11 protein-coding genes are annotated in these 13259 nt (G+C 70.0%); 6 read left to right on the forward strand and 5 right to left on the reverse strand.

Going from position 1 to position 13259, the window contains the following annotated elements; all coding sequences use genetic code 11:
• A partial coding sequence (locus AXW62_RS03135) for a M20 family metallopeptidase (RefSeq protein ID WP_060943132.1) occupies nucleotides 1-1015 on the forward strand: 1015 nt, incomplete at its 5' end.
• Nucleotides 1016-1151: 136 nt separating this feature from the next.
• Here AXW62_RS03135 and AXW62_RS03140 read toward each other — a convergent pair.
• The 3 genes from AXW62_RS03140 to AXW62_RS03150 all read right to left on the reverse strand — a co-directional run bounded on the left by AXW62_RS03140 (nucleotide 1152) and on the right by AXW62_RS03150 (nucleotide 5073).
• Nucleotides 1152-2000 carry a nuclease-related domain-containing protein gene (locus AXW62_RS03140; RefSeq protein WP_060943133.1) on the reverse strand — a complete coding sequence of 283 codons (849 nt, stop codon included), beginning with the start codon at nucleotides 1998-2000 and terminating at the stop codon, nucleotides 1152-1154.
• Nucleotides 2001-2080: 80 nt separating this feature from the next.
• Nucleotides 2081-4150 carry a glycoside hydrolase family 36 protein gene (locus AXW62_RS03145; protein WP_060943134.1) on the reverse strand — a complete coding sequence of 690 codons (2070 nt, stop codon included), beginning with the start codon at nucleotides 4148-4150 and terminating at the stop codon, nucleotides 2081-2083.
• A complete protein-coding gene (locus AXW62_RS03150) occupies nucleotides 4147-5073 on the reverse strand; it encodes a DMT family transporter (RefSeq protein ID WP_060943135.1) in 927 nt (308 codons plus the stop codon). The genes AXW62_RS03145 and AXW62_RS03150 overlap by 4 nt, the downstream gene beginning before the upstream one ends.
• 639 nt (nucleotides 5074-5712) lie before the next feature.
• On the opposite strand from AXW62_RS03150, the gene AXW62_RS03155 reads away from it, so the two are divergent.
• The 4 genes from AXW62_RS03155 to AXW62_RS03170 all read left to right on the forward strand — a co-directional run bounded on the left by AXW62_RS03155 (nucleotide 5713) and on the right by AXW62_RS03170 (nucleotide 8550).
• Complete coding sequence (locus tag AXW62_RS03155) at nucleotides 5713-6480, forward strand: GntR family transcriptional regulator (protein WP_102884948.1); 768 nt, start codon at nucleotides 5713-5715, stop codon at nucleotides 6478-6480.
• Nucleotides 6481-6705: 225 nt separating this feature from the next.
• Nucleotides 6706-7137, forward strand: a complete 432-nt coding sequence (locus AXW62_RS03160) for an Rrf2 family transcriptional regulator (RefSeq protein ID WP_060943143.1) — start codon at nucleotides 6706-6708, stop codon at nucleotides 7135-7137.
• A 91-nt stretch (nucleotides 7138-7228) separates the two neighbouring features.
• Nucleotides 7229-7981: an SDR family NAD(P)-dependent oxidoreductase gene (locus tag AXW62_RS03165; protein ID WP_060943137.1), complete on the forward strand. Its 753-nt coding sequence runs from the start codon at nucleotides 7229-7231 to the stop codon at nucleotides 7979-7981.
• Nucleotides 7982-8133: 152 nt separating this feature from the next.
• Nucleotides 8134-8550 carry a nuclear transport factor 2 family protein gene (locus tag AXW62_RS03170; protein ID WP_060943138.1) on the forward strand — a complete coding sequence of 139 codons (417 nt, stop codon included), beginning with the start codon at nucleotides 8134-8136 and terminating at the stop codon, nucleotides 8548-8550.
• Between the two features lie 377 nt (nucleotides 8551-8927).
• Here the strand turns inward: AXW62_RS03170 and AXW62_RS03175 are convergent, their stop codons facing one another.
• Nucleotides 8928-10055, reverse strand: a complete 1128-nt coding sequence (locus AXW62_RS03175; RefSeq protein ID WP_079105588.1) for a helix-turn-helix domain-containing protein — start codon at nucleotides 10053-10055, stop codon at nucleotides 8928-8930.
• Nucleotides 10056-10374: 319 nt separating this feature from the next.
• The gene (locus tag AXW62_RS03180) at nucleotides 10375-11574 is read right to left on the reverse strand and encodes a 4-hydroxybenzoate 3-monooxygenase (RefSeq protein WP_060943140.1); all 1200 of its coding nucleotides are present in this window, start codon (nucleotides 11572-11574) and stop codon (nucleotides 10375-10377) included.
• Nucleotides 11575-11965: 391 nt separating this feature from the next.
• Here AXW62_RS03180 and AXW62_RS03190 point away from each other — a divergent pair, with 391 nt between their 5' ends.
• Nucleotides 11966-12937 (forward strand): ParB/RepB/Spo0J family partition protein, encoded by a 972-nt coding sequence (locus AXW62_RS03190; RefSeq protein ID WP_159060801.1) that lies wholly within the window; start codon nucleotides 11966-11968, stop codon nucleotides 12935-12937.
• The last annotated feature ends 322 nt before the right edge of the window (nucleotides 12938-13259 follow it).

Below are 13259 nucleotides of genomic sequence, written 5' to 3' on the forward strand. Positions count from 1 at the left end.
GGGTGGAGGACCGGCTGGCCCGCCGGCCGAATGGATCCGCCACGAGCAGGCGGAGCACGGTGATGTGCTGACGGCGACGTATCCCGGCACCCCGGGGAAGCCGGTGCTGCTGGTCTGCCACTACGACACGGTATGGCCGGCGGGCACGCTGGCCGAGTGGCCCTTCACCGTGGAGCACGGGACAGCCCGGGGGCCGGGTGTCTACGACATGAAGGCCGGACTCGTCACGGGAGTCTGGGCGCTGCGGGCGCTGCGCGCCCTGGGGCTGCCCCACCCGACGGTGACGTTCGTGTTCACCGGTGACGAGGAGCTGGGCAGCCCGAAGTCGCGGCCCCTCATCGAAGACGCGGCACGCGACTGCGCGGCGGCGCTGGTACTCGAACCCGGAGTCGGCTGGGACATCAAGACCGAACGCAAGGGCGTCGGCACCTTCCACCTCACCGCCACCGGTATCGAGTCCCACGCCGGCAACGACCCCGCGGCCGGCGCCAGCGCGGTCCACGCGCTCGCCGAACTGGTCACCCGGCTCGCCGCGGCGGCGGACCCCGACGCCGGGACCACGATCAACATCGGCACCTTCAACGGCGGCACCGCCCGTAACGTCGTGGCGGGCCGCGCGCACTGCCTCGTCGATGTCCGCGTCAGGCGCCAGGACGAAGCCGACCGGGTCGACGAGGTCCTGGCCGCGCTCCGGCCCAGCGATCCGCGCGTCGAGGTGCGCGTCGGCGGGGAGTGGAACCGCCCGGCGATGCGTCTGACCCCGGCGAGCGAGGCCCTGTTCGGCCTGGCCGACGAGGTCGCCACCGAGCTGCGCGGGCCCCTCGAGCCGATCAGCGTCGGCGGCGGCAGCGACGCGAACTTCATCGCCGCGCTCGGCGTGCCGGTCCTCGACGGGCTCGGCTGCAGCGGCGCGGGCCCCCACGCCCGCCATGAGCACGTGATCGTCGACGACATCCCCGACCGGGTCGCGCTGGTGGCGGGTCTTTTGCACCGGATGGCCGCCGCGGCCGTCTGACACCTCCCCGCGTCCACCAAAGCCCTCGCTCTCCTCCGGTCTTCGCCGGTCTTCGCCGGTCTTCGCCTATCGGCGGATCCGCCGCAGGGGAGTGAGGGCACGCTGACGACCCGGGTTCCGGGGCGTGCGCGCGGCATCAGGCGTTCCGCCAGGTCCGGCGGTTCCGCGCCGCGTCGTAGATGCGACCGATCTCCCCGGGTGCCCACACCTCCTCCAGACGCGTGAACGACGAGAACTCCCTGTGCCGGACGACCAGCACATCACGCAGGGAGGGGGTCACCGTGATCGTGCCGGCGTCGACGAAAGCGAGCACGGGGCGGACGTCGACGGCGAAGCCGCACGCCCGGGTGAGCGCCAGGGACGCACGCCTGGCCTCGGCGCGGCTCTTGCGCACGTACGGGTACGACTGGCCGCCGATCTTCACGGAGTCGTCGCCCACCCAGATGCGGGAGCCGCGGTGGTGCTTCGTGTTCACGCTGAAGACGCCGCCCGGGCCGATCAGTACATGGTCGATGTCCACATCCCGCGGCAGCGGTATCGAATGAAGCACCCGCCAGCCCTTGCGGGTGAGCCGCTCCAGCTCCGCGCCCACCCGCCGCTCCCCCGCCAAGCCCTTCCGCCAGCCGTACGTCTCGGACCGCCGCCCCAGCATCATCGTCACCAAGCGGGCCACGATGCCCGGGGCAAGCTCATCGAGCTTCGCCCGCACAGCGCTGCCCGGCCGGTTGGCCGCGAGATCGTCCTCCGGGCGCAGCGCACCCCGGCCGTGGCCGGGGTGCGCTGCGGCAGCCGAGGTGGCCGAGGCCGCCGTGCCTGTCAGGTACGGCGCCAGAACCTCGACAACGGCATCCCGGTACTCCTCGACCAAGACGTTCAACTTCCCGGTGCCGCGGTCGAACCATGCGACCTTCTCGCCGCCCGGGAGGTTGACGTACAGGCGGTCGTGCCCGTACCGCTTCCACGGCGAAACCCGTAATCCGTCCACACCCGCACCCCCTGAATCACCACTCGTACGCCGTTAACATACCGACGGGTGCCGGGGCGTCGCCGACCTCGGGGACCGGATCAGCCGATGGGCTCGGCGATGATGAGCTGGAACCGCTCGAAGCCCAGCCGCACGGTGTTGTGCCGGGCATCCACGGTTCCGAGTGAGGCTCCGGTGAACGGGTCGGTCAAGCGGTACCTGCCCCGCTCCAGACCGCGCAGCTCGACCGGCCCGTCCCACTGGGGGGCGTAGAAGGCGTAGTGCAGGGTCGCTCCCTTGGCCACGACGTGCGCCTCGGGCTTGTCGAAACCGATGTCGTACAGCTCGCCCCGGTACTCACCGGTGGACAGCATGTTCTCCTCGTACAGGTTCACCCACTTGCGCCAGAGCGCTTCCTTCTCCGGGGTGAGCACGATCGAGTCGTCCGGGCCCGCCGGGTAGGTGAACTTGGTCGACAGGACGGCTCCGATACCGTAGCTGGAGGCGAAGTCATCACCGTTGTCGCTCAGTTCGACATGGTCGCCGGCGTAGCTGCTGCCCTCGCCCATCAGCGCCTTCATCGTCTTGCCCTTGCTGCGGACCTGGTAGGACGACTCCGGGTCCGAGCCCGGGAACTGGTCGACGTAGGGCAGGTTGTGGAAGGCGAAGGCGGTTCCGCACGGGCAGAGTTCGAGGAGAGCGTTCCGCTTCACCTCGTTCGCGGCCTCGTACACCGCCTTCCAGAACCGCGCCACGCCCTCGGTCGACTCCTCGGGACGGGCGTGCCGGTGCGCCGGGTTGTAGCAGGGCGTGACGGCATTGAGGTGCTGGCCGTCGGCCTTGAGCCCTTCATAGCCCCAGTCGCCGATGAACTTCTTCACCAGCCCGACGAAGTAGTCCACCGTCGGCTGGTAGGCCGGGCACAGGGTCCAGGAGTCCCACCAGGTCACCTTCTGCTTGTTGCCGTGGCGGTCCAGCAGGAGCATGTCGGGGTGGTCCCGGAACAGGTTGCTGTCGGGGTCCGCCGCCAGCGGGGCCCACCACAGCCGCGGCAGCATGCCGGCGTCCCGGACTCGCTGGGTGAAGGCCCGCATGTCCGCGTCGCCCCGCGGGAACTTCCGCGGGTCGAGGTCCCAGTCGCCCTCGTTGGTCTGCCAGCCGTCGTCGAGCCCGGCCCAGGTGAGCCCGACCGCACGCGCCTTGGGAAGCGTTGCGACGACCTCCTCGAGGGTGAAGTCGCGCTCGTATCCCCAGGCGCACCAGATGGGGTCGAAGGCTGTCTTCGGGGCCTTGGGGGCGCTCAGGCCGATGTCGCCCATGTAGTCCCGATAGCGCTGGAGCGGCATGAAGTGGTCGCCCGGAAGGGCCGTCAGGAACGTGGTGTCGGTGGTCAGCTTCTGGCCCGGCCTGAGGGTGACACGGGTGTCGCCCTCGACCGCGAGGCTCGCTCCTCCGTCCGTCCTGCGCACCGGAAGCCTCAGGATCTTCGCCACGGGTTCCACATGCCCCACGGAAAGACCCGCGCCCGGACGCCACACGGACGCCATCGGGGTGCCGCCGCCGTAGTCGGAGGAGTCCATCCCCAGCGAGTTCTCCTCGTGGAACGTGTCCGTCATCGGCCGCACCCAGTCGCGGCGATCCGTGTAGGTGGTGCCCGAGAACGTGTAGAAGCCGCCGGGGACCTCCAGGAGTTCATGGGCCCCGCTGCGCCACCCGGTGACCTTCAGCGAGCGACCGGACACGTTGGTGTAGGTCACCTTCATCACGACCATCCCGGTCAGGCGCTGGAAGGAGGTGAGCTTCACCGTCTTCCGCACGCCGCTCGCGGAGCTGCCCCGGACGGTCACCTCGACGCCGGCGCCGTGCCGGGGATGCCGGGTCTTGCGGGTCTCGTGTCCGCGGTAGGTGAACTCGTCGACCGCCGTATCGCCCAGGAGCAGGACCTCGCTCGCGTCGAAGCGCGTCACGCTGACGTCCTTCAGGGCCACCCGGCTGCGCAGTGTGTCGTCGAACTCCAGGGTGATGGAGGTGTCGCCGACCCCGACGATGTCGGCATCACGCTTCGGCGCGGCGGCCGCGGGTGCGGCGCCCGCGGCCACGGCGGGGAGGGCGGCCAGGCCGGCGCCGCCCAGCGCCACCTTCAGTACGGTGCGCCGGTTCATATCGGTCATGTCGAACTCCCTTTGGGCTCGGCGTACAGGTCCGAGGACGGGGCCTCGCCGTTCCGTTCATCGCTGTAGATCATCAGAGTCGAGCCGCCGATCGCGAGCACAATGCCGATCACGGCGTACATCGATGGCACCGTTTGGTAGATCACCAGGGACAGGATGACGGTGAGAACCGGATACAAAGCGTTGGTCGACGGGGCCACAACCGTTGCCTTGCCCCTGCTCAGCGCCATGACCAGGAAGAGCGCGCCGATCGCGTTGAGTACCTGGGTCGCGGCGGTGAGGGCGGGAGCCTGCCAGGGGAAGCCGGTGGGGAATCCGCCCATCATCAGGAAGGCGACGGGGATCAGCAGCAGTCCGCTGATGGTCATGTAGGCGAACGTCGTCCCGTCGTTGACGCCCACCGTGGCAGCCTTCTTCATGAAGAACGCCTGCACACCCCAGGCGATGAGGATGCCGATCGCCAGGACCAGCCAGGTGCCCGCGCCGGCTTCGCCGCTGGTGTCCGAGATGTTGAAGAACACCAGTGCCGCCAGCGCGGCGACCAGCCCGACCACCGACAGTGCGGTGACGCGCTCGCGGAGGAACGCGATGGCCATCAACGCGGTGACAGCCGGGGACAGCGCGGTGATCGGGAAGATCAGGTAGGCGGGACCGATGCTGAGTGCCTGGAAGAGGAGGAGCTGGCCGCCCGCTCCGGTCAGACCGACGATCAGCCCGTACCAGGCGGCGATGGGCCGGCGGTCGAAGGCTTCCCGGCGCAGGCCGAAACCGGCCGGGATGAGCATGGTCAGCGCCCAGATGACGTACACCATTTCGTCGGGGTAGTCGTACCTCTGTGTCGACAGGTTCGACAGGGCGCCCCACGTGCCCCAGAAAGCCACCAGCAGCGAGGCGTAGATCACCCAGCTTCTCTGCTCTTTCATCGCCTTTCTCCCCACGATGTGCTGGACGCGGATCGCGGGTGCTGGAGCGCGGCGTGGCTCAGCGGGCCGGCGTGCGGCTGGGCGGCGTGCATCGCGGCAGCGACGCGGGGTGGGTACATGAGGTCTCGCAACTCGGAGGCGGGATCGGGGCTGCCAGGCCGGTGTCCTGGACGGAGGGAGGAGTGCGGCGCGACGGTCCGCGCGAAGCGGACATGACAGGGCGCCGACCGCGCGTCGTCGCATCCGCCGGGCCCGGGAAGACGCCGGAGTTCCGCCACCGGGCCCCGGTGGTGGGCGGACACGGTGAGGACGCCTGCCGACGTGACCGACCGGCGTGGTTCCTTCACCGGATCGAGGTCATGGCGCCGGGTGTACGCGTCGTTGGACAGGTGGACGACCCATGGACCACTCCTTCATCACCCGCATGGTCTGCGCAAAGAACCTAGGTGGTCTGCGAGTGGCATGTCAATGGCTTTTACTCGGTATCACCGGGCGCGCCGCTGTCCTCCCCGGGTCGCTGAGCGCCCCACAGCGCGCGGACCACGCCCGCGCGCCAAGGCGCCGGACCGTTCCCCGGGTGACTGGCCCAGCCATCGACTGAACCGGTATGCTTCTGGTATGCCCCATGCAAGGACGCCCATGCCCAGAGGTCTGTTCGCCGACGACGCCCTCCCGCTGTACGAGCGCACCGCCGCGCAGCTGCTCGACGACCTGCGCACCGCCGCCGCCCGTCCCGGCGACCGGCTGCCCTCCGAGCGGGCCCTGGTCACCCGGTACGGCGTTTCGCGCGTGACCCTGCGCGCCGCCCTCGCCCAACTGCAGTCGCGAGGCATCGTGCGACCGTCGTCGTCGCGCGGGTGGTTCGTCGCCGAACTCGGCCGGCTCCCCGATCCGTCGGCGGCGCCCCCCGCAGCAGCCCCCCAGATCCAGGGGTTCGCCGACTACGCCCAGGCCAACGGACTGACGGCGACCAGCAAGGTTCTCTCCGCCACCGTTCGCCCGGCCACGGTGTCCGAGGCCGAACAGCTCCGGATGGCCCCGGGCGCCGACCTCTTCGACCTCCACCGGCTGCGCTTCCTCGACGACCTGCTGGTGGTGCTCGAGCACAACCGGCTCCCACTGACGGCCTGCCCGGCCCTGGCCGAGACCGACTTCAACACGGCCTCGCTGTACGCCACCCTGCGCGCCGCCGACCCGCCGCAACTGCCCCGGGTCGCCGATTACTCGGTCGAGGCCCGCCACCCGACATCACGGGAGATCGAGCTGTTCGAGATCGGCGACACCATGCCGATGCTCGTCGCCACCCAGCTGACCTCCAACCAGGCGGACCGCCCGATCGAACTGACCGTCCAGGTCTACCGAGGGGACCGCTACCGCTTCCGGGCCTCCATCACGAATCAGGTCTGAAGGCGCGCCTTCCCGGCCGCCCGGGTGACCGGCGTCGCGAACGCGGAGCAGACCTTGCGAGAAGTGACCGGCAGGGTGGCGGGCTGGGCGGTGCCCGCGATCGGCAGCGCCCAGCCACTGGGCTGACGAGGCCGGTCCGGCCGGCCCCGCCAGGACTTGCCGCATGATGTTGTAACAATTATGGTTACGACCAGAAGCCGAGGGGCGAGGGAGGTGGAGTCCGACGTGAGCGCCAACAGCAGACTGACCATCGCGGCACACGCCCTGACCTGGATCGGGCTGTACCAGCGGCGCGGCCACGAGGTCGCCACCTCCGAGCAGATCGCGACGAGCGTCAACACCAACCCGGTGGTGATCCGCCGCCTGCTGGCCAAGCTGAGCAAGGCCGGCCTGGCCGATTCGCGGCGGGGGGCGGGGGCGGGCTGGATGCTCGCGCGGGACCTGGCGGCGATCACTCTGCTCGACGTCTACCAGGCGATCGAACCGGGCCCGATCTTCGCCCTGCATCCCGCGGCACCGAACCCCGAGTGCGTCGTGGGCCACGGCATCGGGCCGGCCTTGACCGCCGTATACGACGACGTGGAGGCCGCCCTGCGCAGGGAGCTGGCCAAGACCACACTGGAGGACGTGTTGCGGGACGTCCTGAAAGCCGTCTGACCTCGGACCGTCGACGTCCCCTGACCGAGGGGATCACACCCCGCGGCCTCATTGTAACAAAAATGGTTACATCAAGGAATTGGAGAGTCTCATGGGACAGCTGGACGACAAGACCGCCCTCGTCACCGGCGCCTCCAGCGGCATCGGCCTGGCGATCGCCCGCCGGTTCGCCGCCGAGGGCGCGACCGTCTACCTGACCGGGCGCCGCAAGGCCGCACTGGACGCCGCCGCCGCGCAGGTCGGCGCCCGCGGCATCGCCATCCAGGGCGATGCCTCGGACCTCGGCGACCTCGACCGGCTCTTCGCCGAGATCGCGAACCGCAGCGGCCGCCTGGACATCGTGGTGGCCAACGCCGGGGTCGGGGACTACGCCCCGCTCGGCGCGATCACCGAGGAGGAGTACGACCGCACCACCTCGATCAATCTCAAGGGCACGGTCTTCACTGTCCAAAAGGCGCTGCCGCTGCTGACGGCCGGGGCCTCGGTGATACTGCTCTCCTCCAGCTCGGCCCTGCGGGCCACCCCGGGCCTGGGCGTCTACGCCGCCACCAAGGCCGCGATCCGCAGCCTCGCCCGCACCTGGGCCGCCGAACTGACCGGCCGCGGAATCCGCGTCAACGCCCTCACCCCCGGCCCCGTCGAGACCCCGGGCCTGAACGACCTCCTCGCCGCTTTCCCGCACGACGACCGGCCCACCACGGCCGAGCCCGCCCCGCCGACCCCGCTCGGCCGCGCCGGCCGTCCCGACGAGGTCGCCGCCGCCGCCCTCTACCTGGCCGGCGACCACAGCACGTTCACCACCGGCGCGGAACTGTTCGTCGACGGCGGCGCCACACAGCTCTAGGCGGCGAACCGGCGACGCGGGACGCATCCGACGCGCGCAGGGTCCGGGCACATCACCGGGACGGCCGGGGCCGCCGCGGCCGTCCCGGCCTCCCTCAGCGAACGAACAGCCAAAGAACAAGAAGAACAAGAAAGGCAAGAAGGACAAGGGCGATGGCAACAGATACGCAGACCTCGCGGACCGTGGCCGAGAAGTTCCTGGAGCGCCTCGGCAGGCAGGACCCCGACGGCATCCAGGAACTGTTCGCCGAGGAGATCGACTGGCACGTCCCCGGCAGTGACGCGCTGCCCTGGACCGGGCGGCGTACCCGCCGGGAGGAGGTCGCGCCGTACTTCACCACGATGTGGCCGCATTTCGCCCCCGGCAGGAGCAAGGTCGTGCTGGAGCGCGTCATCGTCGACGGTGGTGACGTGGTGCTGCTGGCGGTCTTCACGCACACCGTCGTGGCCACGGGGAAGGAGTTCACCACACCGGTGGCCATGCACCTGGTGGTCGAGGACAACCGGATCGTCCGCATGCACCTGTACGAGGACACGCTGACCGTCAAGGAGGCGTTCGGCGCCGGCTGAGCGGAGAGTGCTCGGGAGCCCCGCGGCCCGGGGCACAGGGCGGCCAGGACCGGGTAGCTCCCGGCCGGGCCCCGGGCCCGCGAGGGCGGTGTGCCGGTCGAGCGGGGCGCGGGCCTGGCCGTAGGAGCCGCGGGCCGGGCCGGGTGTCCGGGCGGACGTCCCGGGCCGGGAGCATCCTGCCCGGGACGGGGCGGCGGTGGGTGGCCACCGAAGACGCGTGCCGCTCGGCCAGGACGGGGCACTCGGCGTCTCCGAGGATGTCTCCGAGGGCGTCTGCGAGTACGTCGTCGTTGCTGGCGCCGGCCCTCCGTACGTCGTTCGTCCTCACCCGCGTCCGGCCGTACCGGCCATCCCTGACGGCCGAGGGGCCCACCGCGTCATCCCGCCACCACCACGGGCTCGGGCCCACCGCCATGGGCGTCGGCACAGTCCCGGCAGTCGGAACAGCCGGACGACCGCGATCCGGCCCGCCCGCGCTGCTCCGGGAACGTCCCCTGAATGGCCTGCATTTCGTCGTCACCGGCACACAGCAGGGCGAGGCGGCCGGTGTCCACCGTGAGGTAGCGGTTGAAGTCGGCGATGCTCAGGCGAGGGTGAGCGGCCAGCCACACGGCCGCGATGCGCAGGGCAAGCGGTACGGAGCCGCACCGCATCGCCACACCGGCCAGTGCCGTGGGCTCCGCGTCGGCCCGCTGGTCGCCGATCACGGACCGGAGCAGGTCCACCGCGTCCGGGAGCGCCAGCGGGCTGAGCGTGAGGCGCGTCGCCTGCGCGGGCGAGACCAGCAGTCCGGTCAGGTGCTGGCGGCTGGTGACCACCACCGCGCAGCCCTCGGACCCGGGTAACAGCGGCTGGACCTGCGCCGAGGCCGTGGCGTTGTCCAGCACGACCAGGACCGACCGGCCCGATAACAGGGAGCGGTACATCGCGGCCCGCTCCTGCTGGTCGTCGGGGATGCGGTCCGGGTGGGCACCCAGTGCCCGCAGGAAACTTCCCAGGACGTCCCCCGGTTCCAACGGGCGGTCGTCACCGCGCAGATTGGCGAACAGCGTTCCATCGGGGAACCGGTGCGCGACGGCGTGGGCGCACCGCAGGGCGAGGGCCGTCTTGCCGACCCCCGGCATGCCGTCGACGCACACCACGGGCACCCCGCCCGGGGCGCCGGACCGCCCCAGCAGCAACCGCTCCAGGCGCGCCATCGCGCGGGTACGGCCGTGCAGGTGGCGCGGCGCGGCGGGGAGTTGGGCCAGGGGCAATCTGTCGCCCCGACTTCTGGCCGCCGTGGCATACGCGTGCTCGGTCAGTGCGCCGCGAGTGCCCAGGACCTGATCACACACCTGGGCCAGTTCCATACTCATCGGCTTTCTGCCATTTTCGACCTTGGACAGGTGGCCCTTGTTGTAATGCGTCAGCTCGGCCAGTCTCAGCAACGACAGACCGGCTTCCTTTCGGAGCCGTTGCAATAAACGACCATTAGCCGCCGTGGCGCCTGTCACGTCCGACACGTCTCCCCCTGTCCACCATGAGCGGCGCCCCGGTCACGTTCCTGGGCGCACGCAGACCGCCAGGACTCAAGTGTGGCCACACCCGCGCAGTGGCCCGGATGCGCTGTGCCTCGCCGGTCGGTCATCCCGCTCAGCAGCCACCCAGGCCGGATCGCGCGTCCTAGGAATGATCCTCCGATCACCCATGACCCACAACCGGACAAATCAGATTCTGATTAATTCAAATCTGCACTTATTCCGCCTTCATAGGAAGCCTGAACACCTGCCGTAAATCTCTGGCCATGGCAGGGGTCCCGCTCTGGCCATGGCAGGGGTCCCGCTAGCGGCGCCGTGGCTCGGGCCAGCCGGTGTAGCCCTCGGCGAGGTAGGCGGATCCCGCGCTGGAGCCGACCACCGCCGCCAGCTCGCCGAGCTGGCGGCGCACGTCGAAGTCCGTGGAGCCGGGCAGGCGGTGCAGCATCGTCGTCATCCAGTAGGAGAAGTGCTGGGCCCGCCACACGCGCCGCAGCGCTCTGGGTCCGTACTCGTCGAGGACCGCGAAGTCCCGCTTGGCGAGGGCGGTTTCCACCACTTCGGCGAGCACCCGCGCATCGGCCAGGGCGAGATTGAGACCCTTGGCGCCCGTGGGCGGAACAGTGTGCGCGGCGTCCCCGGCCAGCAGCATGGCGCCGTAGCGCATCGGCTCGCACACGAAGCTGCGGAACCGCAGGACGGAGCGGTCGGTCACCGGCCCCTCACGCAGGCTGAATCCGTCCGCGCCGCGCACCCGTGCCTGCAGCTCCGCCCAGATCCGGTCGTCGGACCAGGCCGCCGCGTCCTCGTCCGGGTCGCACTGGAAGTACATGCGCTGCACCGACTCGGTGCGCTGGCTGATGAGCGCGAAACCCCGCTCGGAGTAGGTGTAGACGAGTTCGGCCGCACTGCGCGGCGCTTCGACGAGGACACCGAACCAGGCGAACGGGTAGGTGCGGAAAAAGTGCCTGCGCGCCGTCTCGGGCACCGCCGACCGGCACACGCCGTGCGCCCCGTCCGCACCCACCAGGATGTCGCAGCGCACCTCCCACACCACACCGTCGGCGTCGGTGAACAGGATCCCCGGCCTGGTGGAGGCCAGGTCCACCACCCGGGTCCCCGAGACGCCGAAGTGCACGCGTCCGCCGTCCCGCTCGCGGGCATCCGCGAGGTCGGCGAACACGTCCGTCTGGGGATAGAGGCACACGCTCTCCCCCACCAGTCGCTGGAAGTCCACGCGGTGGCTCTCACCGCCGAAGCGCAGCTCGATGCCGGCGTGGGGCTGACCGTCGCGGCGTACCCGGTCGGACACCCCGGTGCCGGTCAGCAGGCGCACGCTGTCGGCCTCCAGGATGCCCGCGCGGTTCGTGGCCTCGATCCCGGCCCGGGTCCGGTGGTCGACCACCAACGAGTCGATCCCCGCGCGGGCCAGCAGGTGCGAGAGCATGAGGCCCGCGGGCCCCGCGCCGACGATGCCGACGGTGGTCCGAGTGAGGACTTGGGGCATGGCTCGTCCCTTCTTTGATGGCCGGTCTTTGATGGCCGGTACGGAAGAACGGGCTCGGCCACCGCGAAGGCGTGGCCGTCGCACCACGGGCGGCGGTTCGGATCGCGAGGTCCGGCGATGAGGGTGCGCCGCCAGGTGCCGCCACCATATGTCTCCCCCGTATGAGAGTAGAACAGCGGCGGCGATTTCCGCCGCCGGTGAGACGGACCCGGGAAGTGGCGGGCGCGGCCTCGGGGTTGCCCGCTGTGCGGACAACCAGGCAACCACTTGCACATCGTGTGCAGGCTCACGAAGGATGGTGTCGGAGAACGGGTCGGGCAGAAGCGCGGGAAAACGAAACGCCTTTTCAACGCCTTTTCTGCGACCGGCGCCCATCACCCTCTGGGGGATCATGTCGACCGTTCCTGACCTATCGCATGAGGACCTTGCCGATCACTTCCTTCCACTGGAGCGGTACCTCAGTGACCAATGTGTGCTGCTGCCCATCGGTTCCCTGCTGCCCGCGGATTCCCCTCGCCTCGACGGCGAGAACACGAAACATGTGCGAGCCATAGCGGAACTGGACGACGAACTCCAACCGATCATCGTGCACAAGGAATCCCTGCGCGTGATCGACGGCATGCATCGTCTGCGGGCCAGGGCCGAGCGCGGTGACACCACCATCCGGGCCCGCTACTTCTCGGGAAGTGAAAGCGAAGCGTTTCTGTTCGCCGTTCAGTCGAACACGAAGCACGGTCTTCCCCTCACCCGCGAGGACCGCAGGGCCGCCGCGGAGAGAATCATCAAGACCTTTCCGGCGATGTCGGACCGGGCTCTGTCAAAATACACCGGACTGGCCCAGCAGACGGTCGCCAGGATTCGGCAGCAGCTTCCACCGGGCAGGTCCAGGCAGTCCCGGATCGGGGTGGACGGACGGGCGAGGCCGGTGAACCCCAAGGAGAACCGGAGGATCGCCGAGGAATTCCTCAAGGAGAACCCGCACGCCTCGTTGCGCCAGATCGCGCGAGCGGCGAACATCTCGCCATCGACCGCCCAGGACGTGCGGCGCCGCACCATTCGTCAGCGTAATTCCGGCGAACCCGTCGCACGGCGGCCGACGGCCGGCTCGCCGGGTAAGAACGGCCAGGTGCCCGACCCGGGGCTGCTGCACGACCTGGCGCTTCTGGCCCGCGACCCGTCCGTGCGGCACACCGAGGCGGGCCGCATGCTGGTTCAGTGGCTGCGCCTGACCATGGTGGTCGGTACCAACCACACGATCGTGGTGAACAGCGTCCCCGAGCACTGCGCCGAAATCGCCGCACGGGCCATGAGAGTGTGCACGGCCCACCTGGAGGAGTTCGTCAGAAAGCTCGAACGGCGGTGAGCCCGGGTATCCGGGCGGCCCTTCCGCCGGTGTCCAACTGCACAACATTGTGCATTCGAACACCGCATGCCCCACCGCTTCCGGAACTCGCTCCCGGCAAACGTCCGGAAATGACACCATCCGTCAGGAGTCCGCATGCGCCGGTCCGCCCGCAGCCCGGGAGGGTCATGACATGACAGATCGGCTGAAGCAATTCTCCTCGGCTCCGCCCCAGACGAGGATGCTCGTATGCGCGGACGGATCGACCACCGTGCTGCTCGACGCCCTGGTCGGCGAGCGGGTCAGCGTACGGGTCGACCATCAGCGGCGGGTTCCCGCCGCA

The sequence above is a fragment of the Streptomyces hygroscopicus subsp. hygroscopicus genome (genome assembly GCF_001553455.1).
Lineage (GTDB): Bacteria > Actinomycetota > Actinomycetes > Streptomycetales > Streptomycetaceae > Streptomyces > Streptomyces hygroscopicus.